Source organism: Polaromonas sp. UC242_47 (assembly GCF_044452385.1).
GTDB lineage: Bacteria > Pseudomonadota > Gammaproteobacteria > Burkholderiales > Burkholderiaceae_C > Polaromonas.
Genome location: NZ_JBIOAO010000001.1, coordinates 424,676 through 445,752 on the forward strand (window position 1 = coordinate 424,676; position 21,077 = coordinate 445,752).

A 21,077-nucleotide genomic window follows, 5' to 3' on the forward strand; every position below is an offset into this window, starting at 1 on the left:
GCGGCCAGGTCAGGCGACTGATTTTTTCAGCCAGTCGGCAAAAGCCGCACATTCCCAGCGGTCCATCATGCCGGTGCGCCAGCACAGGTAGTGGGCGTGCGGGCTGGGCACGTTGCGTTCATACAAACGCACCAGCGAGCCGTTTTCCAGCCAGGGCGCGCCCAGCTTGAGCCGCACCAACGCCACCCCCATGCCGGCTGCGGCGCAGTCACACATCAGGCCGATGTCGTTGAACTGCGAGCCGTCCACCGGTTCCGGCCAGTCCAGCTGGTGCGCCGCAAACCAGGTGCGCCAGGGCTCCAGCGGCGAACGCAGCAGCGCTTCGCCATCCAGATCCTCGGGCGCTTCAAACGGCCCGTGTTCGCGCACATAAGCGGGCGAGGCCAGCGGCGTGACCTCGTCTTTCATCAGGCAGACATGTTCGACGTCGGCATAACGCCCGCTGCCAAAACGCACGACCAGGTCGGCGTCTTCGGCCACCACGTCCAGCAACGGAATCGACACCTGCAAGGTCAAGTCGATCTCGGGGTAGGCGTCGGTGAACTGGCGCAGGCGCGGGATCAGGATGGAGCGTGCAAAAGTCGGCGTCACCGCCAGGCGCAACTTGCGTTTGCCCGGTGTACCGCTCTGGCCGGCGGCGCCGGGAAACTTCTGCAAAATGGCCAGGCCTTCACGCACATGGGCCAGGTAGCCGCTGCCTTCGGTGGTCAGCGAAAAATCAGCACGGCCAAACAGCTTGGTGCCAATGATTTGTTCCAGCTGTTTGACCCGGTGGCTGACGGCGCTGGGCGTGACATGCAACTCTTCCGCCGCCTGCGTGACGCTGCGCAGCCGCGCCAGGGCCTCAAAGGTCAGCAGGCACTGGATGGGCGGAATCCGCGCAGCGGTGGCCATCTCTATTTAAAAATGACGGTCTTGTGTCCGTTCAGCAGCACGCGGTGTTCGCTGTGCCACAACACGGCTCTGGCCAGCACCTGGCTTTCGGTGTCGCGGCCCATAGCGGTCAGGGCTTCCACGGTTTTGCTGTGGTCGGCGCGCGCCACGTCCTGTTCGATGATGGGGCCTTCGTCGAGGTCGGCGGTCACGTAATGGGCGGTGGCGCCTATCAGTTTCACGCCGCGCGCATGGGCCTGGTAATAGGGCTTGGCGCCCTTGAAGCTGGGCAAAAACGAGTGGTGGATGTTGATGGCCCGGCCCGCCAGCTTTTTGCACAGGTCGTCGCTCAGGATCTGCATGTAACGCGCCAGCACCACCAGCTCGGCGCCTTCGGCCTGGATGATGTCGTACTGGCGTTTTTTCGGCCTCGGCCTTGGTCGCGGCCGTCACCGGAATGTGGTGAAACGGCACGTTGTAGCTGGCTGCCAACTGGTAAAAGTCGCGGTGGTTGGAAACGATGGCGCGTATGTCCAGCGGCAACAAACCCGACTTCCAGCGGAACAACAAATCGTTCAGGCAATGGCCTTCCTTGCTGACCAGCAGCACGGTGCGCATGGGTTGCGCGGCCTGGTTCAGGCTCCAGCGCATGTCGAACTGGGTGCCCAGCGCGGCGAGTTGTTCTTTCAGGGTTTCGAAAGGCAGTTGCGCGCAGGAAAAACTGACACGCATGAAAAACAGACCGGTGGCGTCCGCGGCGGGATCGTCGCGTTTGTCGTCGCTGAATTGCGCCGCTTCCAGGATGTTGCCACCCCGCTCAAACAAAAAGCCGGAAACCGCATGAACAATGCCCGGTCGATCCGGGCAGGACAGGTTGAGGATATAAGTAGGGCTCATGGGAAGAATTGTCGCAGGCTCTTGGCCACAGATTGTCGCCAAGAATGCCAGAATGTGCCGTGACGTCCTAAAAACGGCTAGTCCTAACTTGAAGCGGGAGATTTTCGAATGGCTTATCAAGACTTGAACATGGATCACCAGTGGTTGCCCTTCACGCCCAACCGCAGTTTCAAGAAGGACCCGCGTGTGTTTGTGGCGGCCGACGGCATGTATTTCACCACCCACGACGGCAAGCAGGTGCTGGACGGCATCTCCAGCCTGTGGTGTGTGGGCGCCGGCCACAACCGCAAACCGATCAACGAGGCCATCAAGAAACAGCTGGATACCCTGGACTACGCCACCGCCTTCCAGGCCAGCAACGACCAGGCCTTCAAAGCCGCCGAAATGATTGCCGCCATGGCGCCCGGCGATTTGAACCAGGTGCTGTTTTGCAACTCCGGCTCGGAAGCGGCCGACACCTCCCTGAAAGTGGCGCTGGCCTACCACCGCGCCCGCGGCGAAGGCCATCGCAATGTGTTTATCGGCCGTGAGAAGGGTTATCACGGCGTCGGTTTTGGCGGCATGAGTGTGGGCGGCATTCCGGCCAACCGCAAGGTCTACGGCTCGGCCTTTTTGCCGCGTGTGGACCACCTGCGTTTTATCCACGACCCGGTGAAACATGCCTACATCCATGGCGCCGAGCCGGTGTGGGAAGAAGACCTGTTGCTGGAGCTGGAGCAACGCATCCTGCCGCTGCATGACCCGAGCAACATCGCGGCCGTGATTGTCGAACCGGTGGCCGGCAGCGCCGGCTGGTATTTGCCGCCCCAGGGTTACCTCAAACGCCTGCGCGAGATCTGCGACAAACACGGCATCCTGCTGATTTTTGACGAGGTGATCACCGGGTTCGGGCGCCTGGGTTGCAACTTCGCGTCAGACTATTACGGCGTGGTGCCGGATATGTTGAACTTTGCCAAATGTGTGACCAACGGCGTGATTCCGCTGGGCGGCGTGATTTGCACAGACCGCATTTACAACACCATGATGGAAGCCAACGCCGGCAGCCCCGAACACGCGATCGAGTTTTTCCACGGCTACACCTACTCGGGCCACCCGGTGGCCTGTGCGGCGGCCATGGCCACCTTGACGCTTTTCAAGGAAGAAAAGTTGTTTGAACGCGCTGGCCAGATGGGCGTGGTGCTGGGCGACGCCCTACACAGCGGATGCAAGGGGCTGCCGAACGTGATCGGCATCCGCAGCCTGGGCTTGGCTGGTGCGGTGGAACTGGCGCCGCTGGCCGGCGCACCGGGCAAACGTGCTTACGACATCTTCATGGATTGTTTCAAACACGGCGTGCTGGTACGCCCGGCGGCCGACAACATCGTGATTTGCCCACCCTATATCGTCGAGCGTGAACAGATTGATCACCTCGTGAATGTGGTGGCGGATTCGATTCGCAAAAACGCCTGAGCGTCTGCAGTAGCAGCCGGGAAAAGCGTGGGGCACATGTTTCTCCCCGCATATTCCAGCAGGGGCCGCGGAACCGGCTTCACCGGGCCGCAGGCGTAGCGGCCCCTGGTGGGGCAGCGTTGATACGCAGTGAAAAAGCGTGGGGGCGCTATTTCTTCAGACTCTCGCAGTAGTCCTTGGCCGGCAACGCTGGCGTGGTCCACACCACGTCGAACGCGCCGGTGTCGGCCGGCAGCCGGCCGTTGGCGGTGCTGGTTTCCGGCCCGGCCCGCAGCAGCACGGCTTGGGTCTTTAATTCTCGCGGCAGATGTTGTGGCACGCCCAACATGCGGTTGACATGGCCGCTGCCGGCCAGCAAAACCACCACCTTGCCGGGCAAGACGGCTTTCTCCAGGGTGCGCGCCATGTGCATGTCGCGCGCGACCTGAATCCGTGTCATGGGTGAAATCTTATCTTCCGGCAGCAGGCCGCAATGACCCAGGCCTATCAGTTGCTGCTGCGCCTTCAGGGCCGGACCGGGCAATTGCTGGTCCAGCCGGCTGTCGGCCATGGCGTCGCGCATTTGCGCGGCCGGCAAGTTGGCGCCCAGCACAGGCACACCGGCCCGGACCGCCGTCATCACCGCCGGGCCGTACGCGGCCCAGGGCCAGCCCTTGTTGTTCCAGCCCAGCGTGTCCTGCACCTGTTGTTCGCTGCTGTTGGCCGGCAGGCCAGCCGTGTTTCGGCCGGCTTCGGCCATCTCCAGCGCCAGGGCACCCAGTTGGCCGCGCGCCGCCAGGTGGGCCACGACCTGCTGCTGGATCTGCTGGTGCTCTGACGCATCGTGCTGTTCGCCGAGCAGGATCACCTCGGCCGGCAACAAGGCCTCGGTGCGGGCCGTGATGGCTGGCGGCAAGGTGGTGCAGGCCGTCAGCAGCGCGAGCAAGAGGGCGGCGGCCCAGCGTTTGCCGGCTTGTGGGTACTTCAAATCAATCATGGGTCGGGACCAAGGCGATACTGGAGCCCTATTAGAGCCCACCGGGCACTGTTCCCCATCCCTTTGTTGTTCTGTTGCCGATGCCTGTCAAGCCTGTGCCTGTTGTGTTGACCCTGTTGCTGGCGCTGGCCGGCGCCGGATTGTGTGTTTTTTCTCCGTACCCCGCTGCCGTGGATGATTGGCCCGTTGCTGGCCACGGCCATCGCCTCCATGGCCGGCGCGCGCACGGCCAGCTGGCGGCCGCTGGGCAACAGCGGGCAATGGGTGATCGCCATCGCCTTGGGCCTTTATTTCACGCCGCAGGTGACGGCGCTGGTGGGCAGCTTGTGGTGGGCGATTGCGCTGGCGATTGTCTGGGCCTTGGGCCTGGGCTGGGCCTTTGGCGTCTGGCTGCACCGCGTCAATGCGCCGCACATGGGCGATGTGGCGGCCCCGGCGATGCGGGCCACCAGTTATTTTGCGGGCGCGATTGGCGGCGCCTCCGAGATGACCTTGTTGGCCGAACGGGCCCATGCACGCACCGATCTGGTCGCGGCCTCCCATGGCTTGCGTCTGCTGTTGGTCACGGTGACGGTGCCGTTTGCCATGCAATACAGCGGCTTGCACGGCCTGGACCTGCATCCGCCGCTGTTACGCACGGTGAACTGGACCGGCTTTGCCGGGCTGGTGCTGGCCACCGGCCTGGGTGCCTGGCTGATGCAGCGGCTGGGGCGGGCCAATCCCTGGTTCATGGGGCCGCTGCTGGTGTGTATGGGCCTGACCATGGCCAGCATTCATCTGTCGGGGATTCCGCAATGGCTGACCAATGCCGCACAACTGTTGATCGCCACGGGGCTGGGGGTGCGGTTTTCAAAGGCTTTTTTGCATGCGGCGCCGCGCTGGCTGGCGTCGGTGGTGTTGGGCACCATCGGCATGATTGTGTTGTGTTGCGGTTTTGCCTGGCTGCTGGCCTGGGGCACAGGTCTGCCGCTGGCCACGCTGATTTTGGGCACCTCGCCCGGCGGTATCGCCGAAATGGCGATCACCGCCAAGGTCTTGCAACTGGGGGTGCCGGTGGTGACGGCGTTTCAGGTCTGCCGGCTGGTGGCCGTGTTGATCCTGGTCGCGCCTATGTACCGCTGGTTGTACCCGACCGCGCGGGAATAGCGGCGCGTTGCTGCGTCAGTGCAGCGCGATGGGGGTGTGCGCCAGTTCGGCGTAACCTTCGAGCGTGTCTTCGATTTCTTCCTGGGTGGGCGTGTTTTGCTGCCAGGCCGTGACCCGCTGCTGGAACATTTCGGCCCAGGAGCCATCGAGGTAAACCTCTTTGCCCGAGCGCTTGTCCACAATTTCAAAGCCGTTGCGTGCCAGTTGCGGCACGGTCGGTTTAGGCGCGGATTCTTCAGGCGCGTTGGCGTGAATCTGCACCACCACAAAAGATTCGGAGTCGTAGAGCATTTGCATAGATGTTTTGTCCTTGTCCATCAGATAACAACGACTGAGCCCAATTCAAGGGGGACAAGGTAAACCTGAGATGCAAAAATAATCACGGAAAAGCGGTCTTTACACCGCGCGGCGTGCCGCGCCAGCCGCGATGCGTCTCAAGGGGGTTCCGCGACCCGCAACTGCTGGTCGATAAAGTCGCCGTTTTGCTGGGTGATGCGGCTGCGCACCGGCAGCCAGGCCAGGGAGGGTGCGAGCCAGACCTCGACGGTCTGGTCGTAATCGCGCTGAGGCTTGCGTACGAGTTTGACGGCAGTCATTTCACCGGCGGGCAAATTGAGTTTTTCTTCGGCCTCCACCTCAAAGGTCCAGGTGTCGGCGTTGGTCGGGCCGACGGTGTACAGGGACACGCTGCTGCCGGCCGGGTATTTGCCCGGGTCGCCAGCCAGCAGGCTGGCCAGTTGCACAAACACACTCACGCGGTCTTGCGCGCCCTTGGCCCAGGGTAGGTCAGGCGTGTTGGCGCTGAAGCTGATCTTGCCCTGCTCGGGGGTGAAGTGTGCCGCGCGTTCGCTGCGTGCCTTGTCCAGGAAACGCGTGGGCGCCAGGCCGTCGGCCGTGATGCGACCGCTGCTGCTCATGGAGCGTGAACCCAGGAACAAGGCGCTGACCCCCATTTTCGCGTCGTAAGTCTGGCCGTCCTGCAACCAGTCCAGCTGGGCGGAGGCGTTGTAGTCCATGTTCTTCGAACGGCCGGTCATGGTGTATTTGAGGCGCATCGAGCCGGGGATGGTCAGCGCGGTGGCCGCGGCCTTGGGTTCGGCGGCTACGGGCGGCGCTGGTGCCGGTTCCGCGGCGGCGACGGGTTCTGGCGCTGCTACTGCGCCGGGTGGCCCCGTGTCGGGATTCGGTGTCGCTATTGATTCAGTAGCTGCTTGCGCAGATGCACCGGGGGCTGAGGGCTGTTTTGGCTGTGATTTGGGGGTGCTGCGCCGGGGCGCGGGCGGGCGCACCGGCGCTGCCGCCACAGCGGGCGCCGGCTTGATGTCAATCGTGCGCGTGATGAAGGGGCGCTGGTTTTTGCCGGGGTCGGCGTCCATGCCCCATTGCGAGGGCGCGGCTTGCAGGACCAGGACATGGACCAGCACCACGATGGCCGTCAGCACGACCAGGCGGCGCGTCGGCAGCGCTGCGGTATGCCGTGCCGGCCCGGTGTTCATGGGGCGGCGTAACCCAGGTCGCTGCTGAGCTGGCGCGCTGCCTGCGCCAGCGGCCTGGCCACGGCGCCGTCCCAGTCCGGATCAAAGGTGGCGAGCGAGCCCAGCGCCACGATGCCCAGCGCCAGGTGGCCGTCGGCGTCGAACACCGGGGCGCAAAAACCGGCCACGCCGGGCAACAAGGTGTCGACCACGCGGGCCATGCCGCGGCGCCGCACCTCGTCCAGCACGGCCGTGACGTCGGCCATGGTTTTGGGCACATCCTTGCGCGCCAGTTTTTGCAGGTGGGCCAGCTCGGCCTTGAGCATGGGCGGCAGCCGTTCATGCAGATGGTGGCTGTTGTTGCTGCCCAGCTTGCCCGGCGGCTGCGCCATGAAGGCGGAAAAACACAGGCCGGTGGCCGAGGACAGCAGCGGCATCACATCGCCCAGGCGCAAATTGACGGTCACGGCCTGCGGCGATTCTTCCCAATGCACGATGGTCGGGCCCTGGTTGCCCCACACCGCCAGCGCCAGGGTTTCGCCGATTTGTTCCATCAGCGGCGCCAGGCGCTGGCGCGCGAGTTTCACACTGTCCAGCCGTGACAGCGAGGCCAGGCCCAGCTTCAGCGCGGCCGGGCCCAGGTCATAACGTGTGGTGCCGGCGTCTTGCGTGACCAGCTCCAGGCGCTGGAAACTGACCAGGTAGCGGTGGGCCTTGGCCGCGCTCATGCCGGCCGCCGAGGCCAGGTCGCGCAACATCAACGGCCCGGGCGAGGCGCCCAGCACCTGCAACAAACTGAAGCCGACCTCCACCGACTGGATGCCGGCGCGTTGGGCCGGCAAGCTGTCAGGCGGGGTGTCGTCTGGAGAAGTTTTGCGCTCTGTCATGGAATTCGACTAAAATTTAAAATTACATTTAGGTAAACTGATTTCACTTATCGTAACTCCAGTTCGGGGTCACGGCCAGCCGGCGCAGTGTGTGGTCAGCCTGATCCATCCGCCCTCTACCCTCTAACCAGAAAGAAACTGATGAAACTCGCGACATACAAAGACGGTTCACGTGACGGCCAACTGGTGGTGGTCTCGCGCGACTTGACGACGGCTCATTATGCGACGGGCATTGCGAGCAAATTGCAGCAGGTGCTGGACGACTGGAACTTCCTGGCGCCACAATTGCAGGACCTGTCCGACACCCTGAACAATGGCAAGGCACGCCACGCCTTCCCGTTTGACCCGGCGCAATGTATGGCGCCGCTGCCACGCGCCTACCAGTGGGCCGACGGCTCGGCCTACATCAACCACGTGGAGCTGGTGCGCAAGGCGCGTGAGTCCGATGTGCCCGGCAGCTTTTACAGCGACCCGCTGATGTACCAGGGCGGCAGCGACGACTTCATCGGCCCTTGCGACGACGTGGTCTGCCCCAGCGAAGACTACGGCATCGACTTTGAAGCCGAGGTGGCGGTCATCACCGGCGACGTGCCCATGTGCAGCACACCGGCGCAGGCGCTGGAAGGCATACGCCTGGTGATGCTGGCCAACGACGTGAGCCTGCGCAACCTGATCCCCAACGAACTGGCCAAGGGTTTCGGCTTTTTCCAGAGCAAACCGGCCACAGCCTTCAGCCCGGTCGCCGTGACCCTGGACGAACTCGGCGAGGCTTGGGACAAGGGCCGCGTCAACCTGACCATGCAAAGCACCTGGAACGGTCGCAAGGTCGGCATGTGTGACGCCGGCCCCGAAATGACTTTTCACTTCGGCCAGCTGATCGCCCATATCTGCAAAACCCGCAATGTGCGCGCCGGCTCCATCGTCGGCTCCGGCACGGTCAGCAACAAAGGCATTGAGGTCAAGGGCAAGACCGAATGGCCCAAGGGTTACAGCTGCATCGCCGAAAAACGTGCGATCGAAACCATCCAGGACGGCAAACCCTCTACCGCCTTCATGAAATACGGCGACACCATACGGATCGAAATGAAGGGGCTGGACGGCGGGCCGCTGTTCGGCGCGATCGAGCAAAAGATCGTGGAATTCGTCGCGGCCGAATAAAACAGGCCAGCGGCCGGGGCTTCAGGCGGCGTAGACCGCCGCTAGATCCCGAAAGCCCTTGATCTCCAGCGGGTTGCCAAAGGGGTCGCAGAAAAACATGGTCCACTGCTCGCCCGGCTGGCCTTCGAACCGCACTTGCGGTGCGAACAGGAAGTCGGTCTTGGCGGCCTGCAGGCGCTCGGCCATGGCCTGCCAGTCGGGGAGCGCCAGCACCAGCCCGAAATGTGGCATGGGCACCAGGATGTCGCCGACATGGCCGGTGCGCTCGGTCTTGAAGGGCTGGCCCAGGTGCAGGGACAGCTGGTGACCCATGAAGTCGAAATCGACCCAGGTGTCCGTGCTGCGCCCCTCGGTGCAGCCCAGCACATCGCCGTAAAAACGGCGGGCTTGGTCCAGGTCGGTGACATTGAAGGCAAAGTGAAACAGGCTTTTCATGCCCGCAAGCTTATCAAAGCTGGGCCCGGCAGGGCGATCCCTGATTCCCGCGCGCGCCTGAGCGGGGCATGATGGTTCGTATGAACCCCGACTACAGCACTTACGCCACCCTCGCCATCACCCGCCGCGGCCCCTTGTTGAACGGCCTGGGCTGCGTGCTCGACATCCAGATGAAAGCCGCCAACGGCAAGTTGCCGACCGCCGGCCATGACGGGCACCGCGAGCTGGCGCAGATCTGGCGCGACGTGGGCGGCGACGATTCGGTGCGTTGCGCCGTCTTGCGCGGCGAAGGCCTGGGTTTTTCCGGTGGCGGCGACCTGGCGCTGGTGCAGGACATGGCCGACGACTTTGCCACCCGCACCCGGGTCTGGAAGGAGGCGCGCGACCTGGTCTACAACGTGATCAATTGCGACAAGCCGATTGTCAGCGCGTTGCACGGCCCGGCGGTCGGTGCCGGGCTGGTGGCCGGTTTGCTGGCGGATATTTCCATCGCCGCCAAAAGCGCCAAGATTGTCGACGGTCACACGCGCCTGGGCGTGGCCGCCGGTGACCACGCGGCCATTGTCTGGCCTCTGCTGTGTGGCATGGCCAAGGCCAAGTATTACCTGATGCTGTGTGAGCCGATCAGCGGCGAAGAGGCCGAACGTATCGGCCTGGTCTCGCTGGCGGTCAATGACGACGAACTCTTGCCCAAGGCTTATGAAGTCGCGGACCGCCTGGCGAATGGCTCCCAAAGCGCCATCAGCTGGACCAAATACGCGCTGAACAACTGGCTGCGCCAGGCCGGGCCGGCGTTTGACGCGTCGCTGGCGCTGGAGTTCATGGGTTTTGCCGGATCGGATGTGCGCGAAGGTGTGGCCAGCCTGCGTGAGCGGCGCCCGCCCAGTTATGGCCCGAAGACCTGATCGGTCGCTACTAAATAAGTAGCTGCTTGTGTCCGTCACATCAGGGCTGCAGGCATTATTTCCTTGAAAATCGACGTGGCGGGTTCAAAAACGCTATGGACGACGGCCTGCCTGCACGCCCGGTGTTGCCTTTGCATAAACGGGTTGACGTGTTGCCGCTACCCTGCACAATGAGGCCAAGCGTGCGACGCGCCTGGGTTCAGCGCTCGTTCACTGTTGAGGCCGGCTTTTATACCTACCAGGAGACACCATGAGCGACGCAGACAACCCTTCTTTTGCCGGGTTTGGCAAGCTGGTCCCCGGGTTTGATTTTTTGCAAAACCTGGCCAAACAGGCGGCCGGTAGCGCCGCGCAAAACATCCCGCAGTTGCCCAATCTGGGCAACTGGGTCGCGCCCACGCTGAATGTCGAAGAACTGGACAAACGTATCGAGGAACTCAAGGCTGTGCAGTTCTGGCTGGACCAGAACGCCATGGCGCTGAAAGCCACCATCCAGGCGCTGGAGGTGCAGAAGATGACCCTGGCCACGCTCAAGGGCATGAACTTCAACATGGGCGATGTCGCCAATGCCTTTAAGCTCAAGGTCGCCGACACGGTGGCCGGCAGCGTGCAAAAAGTCGCCGACAAAGCCAAGGCCTTCTCGGGCCTGGAGACCCCGCCCCCTGCCGAGCCCAAGGCCAAACCCAAAGCCGGCAAAGCCGCCGCGGCGGCCCCCGGCGTGGTGGACCCGATGCAGTGGTGGGGCGCACTGACGCAACAGTTCCAGAACATCGCCACCACGGCCATGCAGGACGCCGCCAAAAAAACCGCCATGAGCGCCACCAAAAACATGGCCACCGGCCTGGCGAAAGACGCGGTGAAAGGTGCGACCGGCATGGCCAAGGACATGGCCAGAGGCATGGCCGATTCGGCGGGCAAAACCATGGCCCAGGGCGCCCGTTCGGCCATGAACACCGCGCTGCGCGGCGCGCAGGCCTGGCCCGCGCCGGGCGCGTCCACCACGACCCGGGCCAAAGCCAAACCCAAAACCGCGGCGCGTAAAACCGCACGCAAGACGGCGCCTAAACCGGCGCGATGATTTTCCTCTCGGGACCCCATGAAACTTTTTCCCTACGGCCACGCCACCCACCCGCAATGGCGGATGGCGGCTGGCCTTGTGCTGGCGCAGTTGCGCGCCCACATGGCCTTGCCGGCGTATGCGAGTGCGCCGACTTTGGGTTTGCTTTACATCACCGACCACTACGCCGCGCAGGCGCAGGAGATCCTGGATTTTCTGGGCGGCGAGTTGCCCGAGATCACCGACTGGGCCGGCACGGTGGGCATAGGCATCGCCTCCAACAACGTTGAATATTTCGACGAGCCGGCGCTGGCGGTGATGTTGTGTGGTTTGCCCAGCGACCAGTATCGCGTCTTCTCCGGTGTCTCGCCCCTGCCGCCGGCCAGCGCCACCCATTTCAAGGCGCATACCGCCCTGGTCCATGCCGATGCCAGCACACCTGATGTGGCCGAGCTGATCGACGAGATGGCCCAGCGCACCGGCAGTGGTTATGTGTTTGGCGGGCTCGCGTCCAGCCGCAGCAACGCGGTGCAGTTCGCACTCAGCGGCAACGGCAATGTCAAGGGGCAGGGCGCCGCCGGCGGGGTCTTCAGCGGCGGCCTGAGCGGCGTGGCCTTTGCCCAGGGCGCGGCCTTGATGTCGCGTGTGACCCAGGGCTGCCAGCCGATTTCCGGTGAACATGACATCACCGCCTGCGACGCCAATGTGGTCACCGCGCTGGACGGCGAAAGCGCGTTGGACGTGATGCTGGCCGACCTCGGCGTGTCGCTGGACAAGCCGCGTGATGCGCTGGAAAAAGTACGCACCACGCTGGTTGGCCTGCGCAGCGCCGATGACGCGCAGCAGGATGGCCGTATGCAGCGGCCCGGCCAGTTTGGCGCCGACGTGGTGGTGCGCCACATCATCGGCCTGGACCCGGCGCGCAGCGGCATTGCGATTGCCGACGTGCCCATGCTGGGCATGAAGCTGGCTTTTTGCGAACGCAACGTCGCGGCGGCGCGCGCCGACCTGGTGCGTGTCTGCGCCGAAATCCGCGAAGAACTGGAGCCCGAAGAAGTCAGCCTCGATGTCGCCAACGCCCTCAGCGGTTTACACGCCGACGCCGCGCCGCACCCGGCCCGGCGTATCGCCGGCGCGATTTACGTCAGTTGTTCGGGGCGCGGCGGACCACACTTCGGTGCGCCCAGTGCCGAACTGCAGATCGTGCGGCGCGCCTTGGGCGACGTGCCGCTGGTCGGTTTTTTCGCTGGCGGCGAGATCGCCCGCCACCAGCTCTACGGTTACACCGGCGTCTTGACGGTGTTCACCACCGGCGCCTGAACCCGGCCAGCCGCGACTGGCGAGCGTTGGGGCACAGCGCCCTGGAACGCAAAATCAAGCTCGGGCCTGCGGCCGCTCACGATGTCGGCCAGCGCCTTGCCCGAACCGCAGGCATGGGTCCAGCCCAGCGTGCCGTGGCCGGTATTCAGGAACAGATTGCTGATGCGGCTCTGGCCAATCAGCGGCACATTGCTGGGTGTGGCCGGACGCAGGCCGCTCCAGAATTGCGCGCGCTTCACGTCGGTCGCACCGGGGAACAGCTGCTGCACGCGCCGCACAATCGCCTGGCAGCGGGCCGCATTGAGCTGGCGGTCGTAGCCGTTGAACTCGGCGGTGCCGGCGATACGCAGCCGGTCTTCGGCCTCACCGTCGCTGCCTGGCGTGGTGTAGCGGCTGAACACCAGCTTGAACTCGTCGTCGGTCAAGGACACCTGGTAAGCGCGTGTGGGGTCTATCACCGGCAAGGTGACCGAATAACCCTTGGCGGGATAAATCGGCAACTTCAGGCCTATCGGCTCGGCCAGCGCCGCGCTGAAACTGCCGGCCGCCAGCACGTAGCTGTCGGCGGTCAGCTGCAGGTAGCGGCCTTGTGGATCGGTGGCCTCCACCGCGGTGATCTGATTGCCGTCCTTGAGCAGGCGTGTGATGTGGTGGCCCATCAAAAAGCGCACGCCGCGCGCTTCGCAGAGTTGGGCCAGGGCCAGCGTGAATTTGCGGGCGTCGCCCGACTCATCCTCGGCGGTGTAGGTGGCGCCTGCGAGTTGGCTGCGCAGGGTGGCCAGCGCCGGTTCTATGGCCACCGCCTCATCGGCCGAGATCACCCGGCGTTCGCAGCCCAGCTCGCGCATCTGGCGCGAAGGCTCCAGCGCGCCTTCGAACTCCTGCTGCGAGGTGTAGAAATGCAGAATGCCTTGCGTGCGCTGGTCGTAGTTGATGCCGGTGTCGCGCCGCAGCTGTTGCAACATGTCCCGGCTGTAACTGCCGAGCTGGACGATCTGGCGGATGTTGTGGCGGGTGCGGGCCGGTGTGCATTCGCGCAGGAACTGCAAACCCCAGGCCCACTGGCGCGTATCGGCCCGCAAGCGGAACAGCAGCGGTGCATCTTCCTTGCCCAGCCATTTGAGCACCTTGAACGGGGCGCTGGGGTTGGCCCAGGGTTCGGCATGGCTGACCGAAATTTGCCCGCCGTTGGCGTGGCTGGTTTCTGCCGCCGGCGAGGTTTGGCGGTCGATGACGGTGACCTCATGGCCGAGTTGTGAAAGATACCAGGCCGAGCTGACGCCGAGCAGGCCGCTGCCGAGAACAATAACGCGCATTTTGATAACCTTTTAGACAGTGGGTCCAAGCAGAACGGGCGCAGCTAGCTATCAAATGGATAGCGTGTTGACGCCGGAAACGGGTGTCGTTCTGTTGGTTGCCGCTCCCCCTGTCCTTGGTACCTGAGAGATTCACGCCGCAGCGGGCGCTGCGGGTTTGCTCCTTCGGTGCGATGCATCAAGGTGATGCAAAGGCTCTCCAGACGGCTATTTTCAGCATGCAGTACGGGACCTGAGCGTGTATGGGAGTTTGCGCCTTCGGTGGGACGCCTGGGGGCGTCCACTCTCCTGCATGAGAGCCCGATTCTCCCCGAAGCCGGGCCGGCTTGTCAAAGTGTTTAACGTCGCAAGGCCGCAAACGCTTCAAACTCCCAGCTGCGCATGGCCAGCAGCAAGGTGTAACCCTCGCGGTCCTTGTCGGCCAGTTTCTGGTCGGCCTGGTGCTGCTGCGCAAAGTCCTGCGCCACGCGTTGCATACGTTCCATGAAGGAGGGCGCCAGGCTGCGGCTGATGGCGCCATGCACCAGCAGCAGGCCTTCACCGCTGCCGTCAAAGCCGCCGGAAAAATAATCCAGCAAGGCGTTGTCGCGAAAATAATCCATCACCGGGCCATGCGGCCGCCAGCGAAAAGTCTTGGCGAGTTTGAGCCGGTAACGGTTCAGGGCCTTGAGTTCGATGATGCCGATGCGGTCCAGCTGCGCCAGGTAAGTGATGCACTCGGCCTCGGTCACGCGGTAGCTGCCGGTGATCTGTTCCAAGGTCCACTGCGACAAGACACAAATGGCGGTCAGCAGCAGTTTCTTGTCGGCCACCACGGCTTTTTCCTGCGCTTCGGTGAGTTCCGCCAGCAAAGGCTGGGTGTCGGCGACCCGCCGCGCGAGATCGGCAAAGTCCAGTTTCAGGGCGCGGCAAATCGCATCCACCCGCGACAGCGGCATGTCACCCCGCGACAACATCCGTTTGACGCTTGACTCGGCCATGCCGAGTGCGCGCGCCAGGTCTGCATACGTCATCTGGGCGGATTTGAGCTCCTTTTTCAGGGCAGTCACCAGGTCAGCGCTTGTGCTCATCAGAACTCCTTGGTATCAATGGTCGATACTTTAAGTCTTCTGGTGTGATCTTGTATCGATAAGGAGGGGCAGAGGGCGTTGGTGAGAACAGACTGCGCCCACCTCTTGAAAGGGCTGCGCATGGCATTGATTTTCGAAATACCAAAGATCCAGGGCCGCGGAAAAATCAGGGCAGAATCCGGGGCACTGAGCTGCCAACGGGGCAGGCCCTCCAGGCAGCCTTGGAGCCTGTTTACGTTCTCCATGGGGTCGCGTTGGGGCGCAATCGGGATGAGTTGTTCGCCAAGATCTCGCCGCATGGGCTGATGTCCATGCAAGGGATTTGGTGGGCAAATCGCCCGATTTCGCCCCAACCCGGAGGGCAGGTGGCTTTTCGGGCGGTCTGCTGCGTTGCGGCGCTTGCCAATAGCTCGCTATTGGCGGCGCACCGCGCCTTGCAGCCCATCCCGAAAAGTCATCTGCGCGGCCCCATGGAGAGCGTAAACAGGCTCAAAGAGCGTGTCGCACAAGCATTGAAAAGAGGAGTTCGTCATGAGTGTTGATTCCGCCGCACCGGTGCCCTCGTCCGCGCACGAACACCCGAACCAGTTCGCACTGCTCAAGCAGCGCCGTTTTGCGCCTTTTTTCTGGACGCAGTTTTCCGGGGCCGCCAACGACAACCTGTTCAAGTTCGCGTTCACCGTGATGGTGACTTACCAGTTGCAAGTGAGCTGGCTGCCGCCCGCGATGGCGGGGCTGGTGATTGGGGCGCTGTTCATCCTGCCCTTTTTGCTGTTTTCGGCCACCAGCGGGCAACTGGCCGACAAGTACGAAAAACGCACCCTGATTGTTTTTGTGAAGCGCCTGGAGATGTTGATCATGGCGCTGGCGGCCTGGGGTTTTTTCAGCGCCGACGTGTCTATCCTGCTGGGCTGCACCTTCCTCATGGGCCTGCATTCCACCTTGTTCGGGCCGGTCAAGTTCGCCTATTTGCCGCAACACCTGGGCGAGCGTGAACTGATGGGTGGCAACGGCATGGTGGAGATGGGTACCTTTGTCGCCATTTTGCTGGGCAATGTCGCCGGCGGTCTGATCATTGCCGTGCCCGAGATCGGAGCCCACCATGTGGGTTTCAGCTGTGTCGGCCTGGCCCTGCTGGGGCGTGCGGTTGCGCACTATATTCCGGTGTCGCCGGCGACCGATCCTGGGCTCAAGATCAACTGGAATCCGTTCACCGAGACGGTGCGCAATCTCCGGCTCGCCCACGAAAACATCGTGGTTTTCCGCTCCCTGCTGGGCATCAGCTGGATGTGGTTTTTCGGCGCGGTGTTCCTGAGCCAGTTCCCGAGTTTTGCCAAGGAAGTGTTGCATGGCAACGAGCAGGTCGCGTCTTTGCTGCTGGTGGTGTTTTCCATCGGTATCGGCACCGGCTCGCTGCTGTGTGAAATGCTGAGTCGCCGCCATGTGGAGATCGGTCTGGTGCCGTTGGGCGCCATCGGCATGAGTGTGTTTGCAGTGGACCTGTATTTCGCGTCGCGCGGCCTGCCGCCCGCAGCCACGGCGCTGAGCCTGACGGAATTTCTTGCCGCGTCGGCGCATTGGCGCGTGCTCGCCGACCTGACCTTGTTGTCGCTGTTCGCCGGTCTGTACAGCGTGCCCATGTACGCGCTGATCCAGCTGCGTGCGCAGCCCACACACCGGGCCCGCATCATCGCGGCCAACAATATTCTCAACGCGCTGTTCATGATCGCCAGTTCGGTGATCGCGGGGGGTGTTGCTGCAACTTGGCATGACGATCCCGCAAATCTTCCTGCTGGTTGGCCTGGCCAATGCCGTGGTGGCCTTGTACATCTTCCTGCTGGTGCCTGAATACCTGCTGCGCTTTATCGCCTTGTTCGCCTCGCGTTGTGTCTACCGCTTCAAGGTCCGGGGCGAGGACAACATCCCCGTCCAGGGGCCGGCCGTGTTGACCTGCAACCACGTGAGTTTTGTCGACCCGGTGCTGCTGATGGCCGCCAGCCCCCGGCCGATTTATTTTTTGATGGACCACCGCATCTTCAACATGCCGGTGCTGGGCTGGTTGTTCCGGCTGGCCAAGGCGATTCCGGTGGCACCGCGCGCCGAAGACCCGGCGGCCTACGACGCAGCCTTTGAAGCGGCGGCCCAGGTGTTGCGCAACGGCGATTTGTTGGCCATCTTCCCGGAGGGTGGCATCACCCGGGACGGCACCTTGCAGGAGTTCAAGGGCGGCATCATGAAAATCCTGGAGAACGCCGAGCGGGATGGCCTGACCGTGCCGGTGGTGCCCATGGCGTTGACCAATTTGTGGGGCTCGTTCTTTAGCCGGGTCGAACAGGGCGGGGCCATGGTGCGGCCCTTCCGCCGCGGTTGGCTGAGCCGGGTGGGCCTGAATGCCGGGGCGGCCATGCCGCCGACGCAGGTGCAGCCCGAGGCCTTGCGGGCCCGGGTGATGGCTTTGCTCAAGGCTTAAAAAGTATCAAATAGAGATACGCTTGGGTTCCTGGAAAATCGTTGTATCTCTATTTGCCTTGTTTTCGGCGCGGCCAAGGCACATTGGCAACTCCTCCACTTTTTCAAAGGTTTTTATGTCCATGCGCTTCCCCAAACAGTCAAGCTCCAACGGTGTCAACGTTGAAAAGGCAGGCCTCATGAAAAAGCCATTCGCTGCATTATTGATAGCTGTCTGCGTAGCCGTGGCGGGGGCTGGCACCTCATTGGATGCCCAAGCGCAAAGCGAAGCCTCGGCCTTGAGCGCCGTGTCGGCCTTGCCTGTGGCCTCTGTGGTGGCCAGTTCGGCCGCCAGCCAGGTGGCCGCCGTGCCGCTGGCGCTGTCCGCCGCCGGCGCGGTGCTGGTCGTCAAGGCGGTGGAAGTGTCGGCGCGCGGCACGGTGTATGTGCTGGAACGTATGTCCGATGGCGCCAAGGCCAGCGTCGAAATGGTGGGCAAAGGGGTGGGCACGGCCTCGGTGGCGGTCGGGACGGCGGTCACGGTCAGCGCCATCACGGCCGGGGTGGTGTTGTCGGTGGCGGGCCAGGCCATTGCCTTTATTCCGAATGAGCTGGGGCGCGCCTTGCTGCACAACCAGCGCCTGACCAACTAAGGGCATGTTGATGAACACCTGGATGAAAAAGGCGCAGGCTGTCTGCCGAGCCCTCATGCGACGTACCGGTCTGCTGCTGGTCTGGGCGGGGCTGCTGGTGGGGCCGGCCGCGCATGCCGGGCGCTCTTGCGAGGAGGCGAAGCCGCCGCAGGCCCAAACCGTGGTGCGCAGCCTGAACTTGGCCGCAAGCACACTGGCCGCGCTGGATGCCAGCGGCCAGCAAGTCGTGGTGTTGGCGCGCGTCGGGCAGGACCTGAGCAAATACGGTCTCTATTACTCGCACCTGGGCTTTGCCTACAAGCAGCCCCAAGCCACGTCAGACGGCAAAAACGGCCATGTCTGGCGTGTGTTGCACAAACTCAATCAGTGCGGCACGGCGGACTCGGCCGTCTACCGTCAGGGGCTGGGGGAGTTTTTTCTCGAAGACCTCTGGCGCTTTGAAGCCGCCTGGGTGGTGCCGACACGCGAGGTGCAGGAGCGCCTGCTGCCCCTGCTGCTGGATGCCCAGCAGGACGGCCGGGCCTTGAGCTTGCACCACAAGCCCTACAGCATTGTCAGTTACGCCTGGGGCCGCAAATACCAGCAGTCCAACCAGTGGGCCATCGAAACCCTGGCGCTGGCGATGGAGCCGCAAATCAAGTCCCGTGAGCAGGCCCAGGCCTGGCTGCAGTTCAAAGGCTACGAACCCACACCGCTCCACATCCGGGCGCTGACCCGGCTGGGCGGGCGTGCCACCGCCGCCAACGTGGCCTTTGACGATCATCCCAACGACAAACGGTTTGCCGACCGCATCGAAACCGTGACCGTGGATTCCGTGTTCCAGTGGATGCAACGTACCGGTCTGGGCGCGGCACCCGTTACTTTGCGCCAACCTTGAAAGATGCCTGATGAGTAAAACTTTACGACTGTCGGAAAAGTGGTTTCAACGCGGCCTGTGGCTGGTGGCGCTGGTGTTTGCCGGCTTCCTGATCGGGCTGGGCGGCACCCTGGTGGGCGACTTGCCGCAGGTCGAACGCTCGCTGTCGGTGGATGACTTCATCGCGCAACCGGCCGCATCGGAGCTGCGCGACACGCTCAAAACGGCGGAGCGCAATGGCCGCGATGCGCAGGAGGCGCTGGAGCAGGCCAGGCTCAAACTCAAGGTGGTGCAGGCCAATACACGTTCGGCCAGCGAAACCTTTAACAACTGGCTGGCCACACGGCGCGCCACCGAGCGGGCCGAACAAGACCCCGAGTTGCTGGAACGCACGCGGGCGCTGGACAGCTTGAAAGCGACCGAGCGGCAGGCCTTGGCCGCGCTGGAGGCGCAGCAGCAAAAAGCGCTGGATGCGAGCCAGAGTGCGGTGCGCACCCACGATCAACTCAATGAGTTGCAGCGCGCGGCCCAGGTCAAATGGGAAAGCGCCCGGCGTGCGCAGGAGTTGCGCGTGTTTTTGTACCGCCTGGCGCTCACCTTGCCGCTGCTGGTCGCCGCCGGTTGGCTGTTTGCCAAAAAGCGTAAAAGCACCTACTGGCCTTTTGTCTGGGGCTTTATCTTTTTTGCGCTGTTCGCCTTCTTCGTCGAACTCGTGCCTTATCTGCCGAGTTACGGTGGCTATGTGCGTTACGTGGTCGGCATCCTGGTGACCGTGCTGGTGGGGCGCCAAGCCATCATCTCGCTGAACCGTTATCTGGAGCGGCAGCGCCTGGCCGAACAGTTACCTGACGCGCAGCGGCGTGAAGAACTGAGTTACGACACCGCGCTGGCGCGTCTGGCCAAAAGTGTCTGTCCGGGCTGCGAGCGCCCGGTTGATCTGAAAAACACCGCGATTGATTTTTGCCCGCATTGCGGCATTGGCCTGCACGACCACTGCGGTGTTTGCACGACGCGCAAAAGTGCGTTTGCCAAGTTCTGCCACGCCTGTGGCGCACCGGGGGACGCGCGCCAGGCGCCGCCCAAGCCAGCTGCGCCTACCGTCGCGACGGGCTGATCAGCCTACCGGCCGGCCGAAAAAGGGATAACTCGGGTCGTTGTAGCCGTGGCTGGACGCATGGCCGGGAATGACCAGCTCGTTGACAAACACTTCGTCCTCGCGGTCCAGCCTCAGGTCAAGAGCGCCGTAAACATCTTCCAGGTGTGACAGCAGGCGCGGGCCGGCGATCACCGAGCTGATCAGCGGGTTGGCCAGCACCCAGGCGGCGGCGAACTGGCCGGGCACCCAGCCCTTGGCTTCACAACGTGCCTTGATTTTTTGCGCGATCAGCAACGACTCTTCGCGGAATTCGGTTTCCAGAATACGTTTGTCGCCGCTGCCGGCGCGTGTGCCTTCGGCCGGCGGCTGGCCGGGCGGGTATTTGCCGGTGAGCACACCGCGCGCCAGCGGGCTGTAGGGCACCACCCCCAGGCCGTAGTGGCCGCAGGCCGGCAGAATTTCGACCTCCGGACCGCGGTTGAGCAGGTTGTAATACGGCTGGCAGACCACCGGTTGTGGCACGCCGATTTTTTCGCACAGGCGCATGATCTCGGCGATACGCCAGCCGCGAAAATTGGACAAGCCAAAACTGCGGATTTTGCCGGCGCGTATCAAATCGCCCAGCGTCTGCACGGCTTCCTCGAGGTTTTCGTCGTGGAAGTCGCGGTGCAGGTAAAGAATGTCCAGGTAGTCGGTGCTAAGACGCGCCAGGATGGCGTCGGTTTGTTGTATCAGCCAGCGGCGCGAATAATGGCCGGCATTGACATCTGTGCCCATGCGGTTGCCGAGCTTGCTGGCCAGCACCCAATGCTCACGCTGGCCCGCCAGCAACTGGCCCAGCAGGGTTTCGGCCCGACCTTCGTTGTAGACGTCGGCCGTATCTATGAAGTTGATGCCGTGGTCGCGGGCGGATGCGACGATACGCGCCGCCTCGTCCGCCGGTGTCTGCTGGCCAAACATCATGGTGCCCAGACACAGGGCGGAGACCTTCAGGTTGCTTTTTCCAAGGCGGCGGTACTGCATGGGGACTTCCTTGTGGGTGATCTTGTTGTGGGGCTTA

General features: G+C 63.3%; 17 protein-coding genes, 3 pseudogenes and 1 riboswitch. Of the genes and pseudogenes, 10 read left to right on the top strand and 10 right to left on the bottom strand.

The genetic code is table 11. The features are described from left to right. Window positions 1-9: 9 nt before the first annotated feature. Complete coding sequence (locus tag ACHMXK_RS02110) at window positions 10-894, bottom strand: LysR substrate-binding domain-containing protein (protein WP_397437282.1); 885 nt, start codon at window positions 892-894, stop codon at window positions 10-12. Window positions 895-896: 2 nt separating this feature from the next. Further along, window positions 897-1,770, bottom strand: a pseudogene (purU, locus tag ACHMXK_RS02115) (formyltetrahydrofolate deformylase). A gap of 108 nt (window positions 1,771-1,878) precedes the next feature. Here purU and ACHMXK_RS02120 point away from each other — a divergent pair. After that, complete coding sequence (locus ACHMXK_RS02120) at window positions 1,879-3,219, top strand: aminotransferase class III-fold pyridoxal phosphate-dependent enzyme (protein ID WP_397437283.1); 1,341 nt, start codon at window positions 1,879-1,881, stop codon at window positions 3,217-3,219. A gap of 148 nt (window positions 3,220-3,367) precedes the next feature. Here the strand turns inward: ACHMXK_RS02120 and ACHMXK_RS02125 are convergent, their stop codons facing one another. Then, window positions 3,368-4,195 carry a ChaN family lipoprotein gene (locus ACHMXK_RS02125; RefSeq protein WP_397437285.1) on the bottom strand — a complete coding sequence of 276 codons (828 nt, stop codon included), beginning with the start codon at window positions 4,193-4,195 and terminating at the stop codon, window positions 3,368-3,370. Between the two features lie 80 nt (window positions 4,196-4,275). Between ACHMXK_RS02125 and ACHMXK_RS02130 the strand changes: the two are divergent. Beyond that, window positions 4,276-5,341 (top strand): annotated as a pseudogene (locus ACHMXK_RS02130) (AbrB family transcriptional regulator). A gap of 15 nt (window positions 5,342-5,356) precedes the next feature. Here the strand turns inward: ACHMXK_RS02130 and ACHMXK_RS02135 are convergent. From ACHMXK_RS02135 to ACHMXK_RS02145, 3 genes are all read right to left on the bottom strand, one after another. Beyond that, window positions 5,357-5,638 (bottom strand): DUF3567 domain-containing protein, encoded by a 282-nt coding sequence (locus tag ACHMXK_RS02135; RefSeq protein WP_397437287.1) that lies wholly within the window; start codon window positions 5,636-5,638, stop codon window positions 5,357-5,359. Window positions 5,639-5,775: 137 nt separating this feature from the next. Continuing rightward, a complete protein-coding gene (locus ACHMXK_RS02140) occupies window positions 5,776-6,837 on the bottom strand; it encodes a DUF3108 domain-containing protein (protein WP_397437289.1) in 1,062 nt (353 codons plus the stop codon). Next, window positions 6,834-7,703 carry an IclR family transcriptional regulator gene (locus ACHMXK_RS02145; protein ID WP_397437291.1) on the bottom strand — a complete coding sequence of 290 codons (870 nt, stop codon included), beginning with the start codon at window positions 7,701-7,703 and terminating at the stop codon, window positions 6,834-6,836. The genes ACHMXK_RS02140 and ACHMXK_RS02145 overlap by 4 nt, the downstream gene beginning before the upstream one ends. A gap of 141 nt (window positions 7,704-7,844) precedes the next feature. On the opposite strand from ACHMXK_RS02145, the gene ACHMXK_RS02150 reads away from it, so the two are divergent. Continuing rightward, window positions 7,845-8,861, top strand: a complete 1,017-nt coding sequence (locus tag ACHMXK_RS02150) for a fumarylacetoacetate hydrolase family protein (RefSeq protein ID WP_397437293.1) — start codon at window positions 7,845-7,847, stop codon at window positions 8,859-8,861. Between the two features lie 21 nt (window positions 8,862-8,882). Here ACHMXK_RS02150 and ACHMXK_RS02155 read toward each other — a convergent pair whose 3' ends face one another. After that, window positions 8,883-9,296 carry a VOC family protein gene (locus ACHMXK_RS02155; protein ID WP_397437295.1) on the bottom strand — a complete coding sequence of 138 codons (414 nt, stop codon included), beginning with the start codon at window positions 9,294-9,296 and terminating at the stop codon, window positions 8,883-8,885. Window positions 9,297-9,364: 68 nt separating this feature from the next. Here ACHMXK_RS02155 and ACHMXK_RS02160 point away from each other — a divergent pair, with 68 nt between their 5' ends. The 3 genes from ACHMXK_RS02160 to ACHMXK_RS02170 all read left to right on the top strand — a co-directional run bounded on the left by ACHMXK_RS02160 (window position 9,365) and on the right by ACHMXK_RS02170 (window position 12,578). After that, the gene (locus ACHMXK_RS02160) at window positions 9,365-10,201 is read left to right on the top strand and encodes an enoyl-CoA hydratase/isomerase family protein (protein WP_397437297.1); all 837 of its coding nucleotides are present in this window, start codon (window positions 9,365-9,367) and stop codon (window positions 10,199-10,201) included. 250 nt (window positions 10,202-10,451) lie between these two features. Continuing rightward, on the top strand, window positions 10,452-11,279 hold the full coding sequence (locus tag ACHMXK_RS02165) for a PhaM family polyhydroxyalkanoate granule multifunctional regulatory protein (protein ID WP_397437299.1): 828 nt from the start codon (window positions 10,452-10,454) through the stop codon (window positions 11,277-11,279). 18 nt (window positions 11,280-11,297) lie between these two features. Further along, window positions 11,298-12,578 (top strand): FIST N-terminal domain-containing protein, encoded by a 1,281-nt coding sequence (locus ACHMXK_RS02170; protein ID WP_397437301.1) that lies wholly within the window; start codon window positions 11,298-11,300, stop codon window positions 12,576-12,578. On the opposite strand, the gene ACHMXK_RS02175 is transcribed toward ACHMXK_RS02170, so the two are convergent. Continuing rightward, window positions 12,539-13,894 (bottom strand): D-amino acid dehydrogenase, encoded by a 1,356-nt coding sequence (locus ACHMXK_RS02175; protein ID WP_397437303.1) that lies wholly within the window; start codon window positions 13,892-13,894, stop codon window positions 12,539-12,541. The two genes, ACHMXK_RS02170 and ACHMXK_RS02175, sit on opposite strands and share 40 nt — an antisense overlap. Window positions 13,895-14,105: 211 nt before the next feature. Continuing rightward, a riboswitch (glycine riboswitch) is annotated at window positions 14,106-14,195 on the bottom strand. Between the two features lie 37 nt (window positions 14,196-14,232). After that, window positions 14,233-14,964, bottom strand: coding sequence for a helix-turn-helix domain-containing protein (locus ACHMXK_RS02180; protein WP_397437305.1), 732 nt, complete (start codon window positions 14,962-14,964; stop codon window positions 14,233-14,235). A gap of 531 nt (window positions 14,965-15,495) precedes the next feature. Here ACHMXK_RS02180 and ACHMXK_RS02185 point away from each other — a divergent pair. The 4 genes and pseudogenes from ACHMXK_RS02185 to ACHMXK_RS02200 all read left to right on the top strand — a co-directional run bounded on the left by ACHMXK_RS02185 (window position 15,496) and on the right by ACHMXK_RS02200 (window position 20,035). Then, window positions 15,496-17,434: pseudogene (locus ACHMXK_RS02185) on the top strand (MFS transporter). A gap of 178 nt (window positions 17,435-17,612) precedes the next feature. After that, window positions 17,613-18,065, top strand: coding sequence for a hypothetical protein (locus ACHMXK_RS02190; RefSeq protein ID WP_397437306.1), 453 nt, complete (start codon window positions 17,613-17,615; stop codon window positions 18,063-18,065). 55 nt (window positions 18,066-18,120) lie between these two features. Beyond that, window positions 18,121-18,942: a DUF2145 domain-containing protein gene (locus tag ACHMXK_RS02195; protein ID WP_397442419.1), complete on the top strand. Its 822-nt coding sequence runs from the start codon at window positions 18,121-18,123 to the stop codon at window positions 18,940-18,942. Between the two features lie 10 nt (window positions 18,943-18,952). After that, the gene (locus ACHMXK_RS02200) at window positions 18,953-20,035 is read left to right on the top strand and encodes a serine endopeptidase (protein ID WP_397437308.1); all 1,083 of its coding nucleotides are present in this window, start codon (window positions 18,953-18,955) and stop codon (window positions 20,033-20,035) included. On the opposite strand, the gene ACHMXK_RS02205 is transcribed toward ACHMXK_RS02200, so the two are convergent. Continuing rightward, window positions 20,036-21,040 (bottom strand): aldo/keto reductase, encoded by a 1,005-nt coding sequence (locus tag ACHMXK_RS02205; protein ID WP_397437310.1) that lies wholly within the window; start codon window positions 21,038-21,040, stop codon window positions 20,036-20,038. Between the last annotated feature and the right edge of the window lie 37 nt (window positions 21,041-21,077).

What these genes read in the sequence shown, in the direction of transcription:
- ACHMXK_RS02195 (WP_397442419.1), top strand. Translation starts at nt 18,121, where the DNA reads ATGCGACGTACCGGTCTGCTGCTGGTCTGGGCGGGGCTGCTGGTGGGG.
- ACHMXK_RS02180 (WP_397437305.1), bottom strand. Translation starts at nt 14,964, where the DNA reads ATGAGCACAAGCGCTGACCTGGTGACTGCCCTGAAAAAGGAGCTCAAA.
- ACHMXK_RS02155 (WP_397437295.1), bottom strand. Translation starts at nt 9,296, where the DNA reads ATGAAAAGCCTGTTTCACTTTGCCTTCAATGTCACCGACCTGGACCAA.
- ACHMXK_RS02110 (WP_397437282.1), bottom strand. Translation starts at nt 894, where the DNA reads ATGGCCACCGCTGCGCGGATTCCGCCCATCCAGTGCCTGCTGACCTTT.
- ACHMXK_RS02150 (WP_397437293.1), top strand. Translation starts at nt 7,845, where the DNA reads ATGAAACTCGCGACATACAAAGACGGTTCACGTGACGGCCAACTGGTG.
- ACHMXK_RS02125 (WP_397437285.1), bottom strand. Translation starts at nt 4,195, where the DNA reads ATGATTGATTTGAAGTACCCACAAGCCGGCAAACGCTGGGCCGCCGCC.
- ACHMXK_RS02205 (WP_397437310.1), bottom strand. Translation starts at nt 21,040, where the DNA reads ATGCAGTACCGCCGCCTTGGAAAAAGCAACCTGAAGGTCTCCGCCCTG.
- ACHMXK_RS02200 (WP_397437308.1), top strand. Translation starts at nt 18,953, where the DNA reads ATGAGTAAAACTTTACGACTGTCGGAAAAGTGGTTTCAACGCGGCCTG.
- ACHMXK_RS02145 (WP_397437291.1), bottom strand. Translation starts at nt 7,703, where the DNA reads ATGACAGAGCGCAAAACTTCTCCAGACGACACCCCGCCTGACAGCTTG.
- ACHMXK_RS02165 (WP_397437299.1), top strand. Translation starts at nt 10,452, where the DNA reads ATGAGCGACGCAGACAACCCTTCTTTTGCCGGGTTTGGCAAGCTGGTC.
- ACHMXK_RS02190 (WP_397437306.1), top strand. Translation starts at nt 17,613, where the DNA reads ATGAAAAAGCCATTCGCTGCATTATTGATAGCTGTCTGCGTAGCCGTG.
- ACHMXK_RS02170 (WP_397437301.1), top strand. Translation starts at nt 11,298, where the DNA reads ATGAAACTTTTTCCCTACGGCCACGCCACCCACCCGCAATGGCGGATG.
- ACHMXK_RS02135 (WP_397437287.1), bottom strand. Translation starts at nt 5,638, where the DNA reads ATGCAAATGCTCTACGACTCCGAATCTTTTGTGGTGGTGCAGATTCAC.
- ACHMXK_RS02120 (WP_397437283.1), top strand. Translation starts at nt 1,879, where the DNA reads ATGGCTTATCAAGACTTGAACATGGATCACCAGTGGTTGCCCTTCACG.
- ACHMXK_RS02175 (WP_397437303.1), bottom strand. Translation starts at nt 13,894, where the DNA reads ATGCGCGTTATTGTTCTCGGCAGCGGCCTGCTCGGCGTCAGCTCGGCC.
- ACHMXK_RS02140 (WP_397437289.1), bottom strand. Translation starts at nt 6,837, where the DNA reads ATGAACACCGGGCCGGCACGGCATACCGCAGCGCTGCCGACGCGCCGC.
- ACHMXK_RS02160 (WP_397437297.1), top strand. Translation starts at nt 9,365, where the DNA reads ATGATGGTTCGTATGAACCCCGACTACAGCACTTACGCCACCCTCGCC.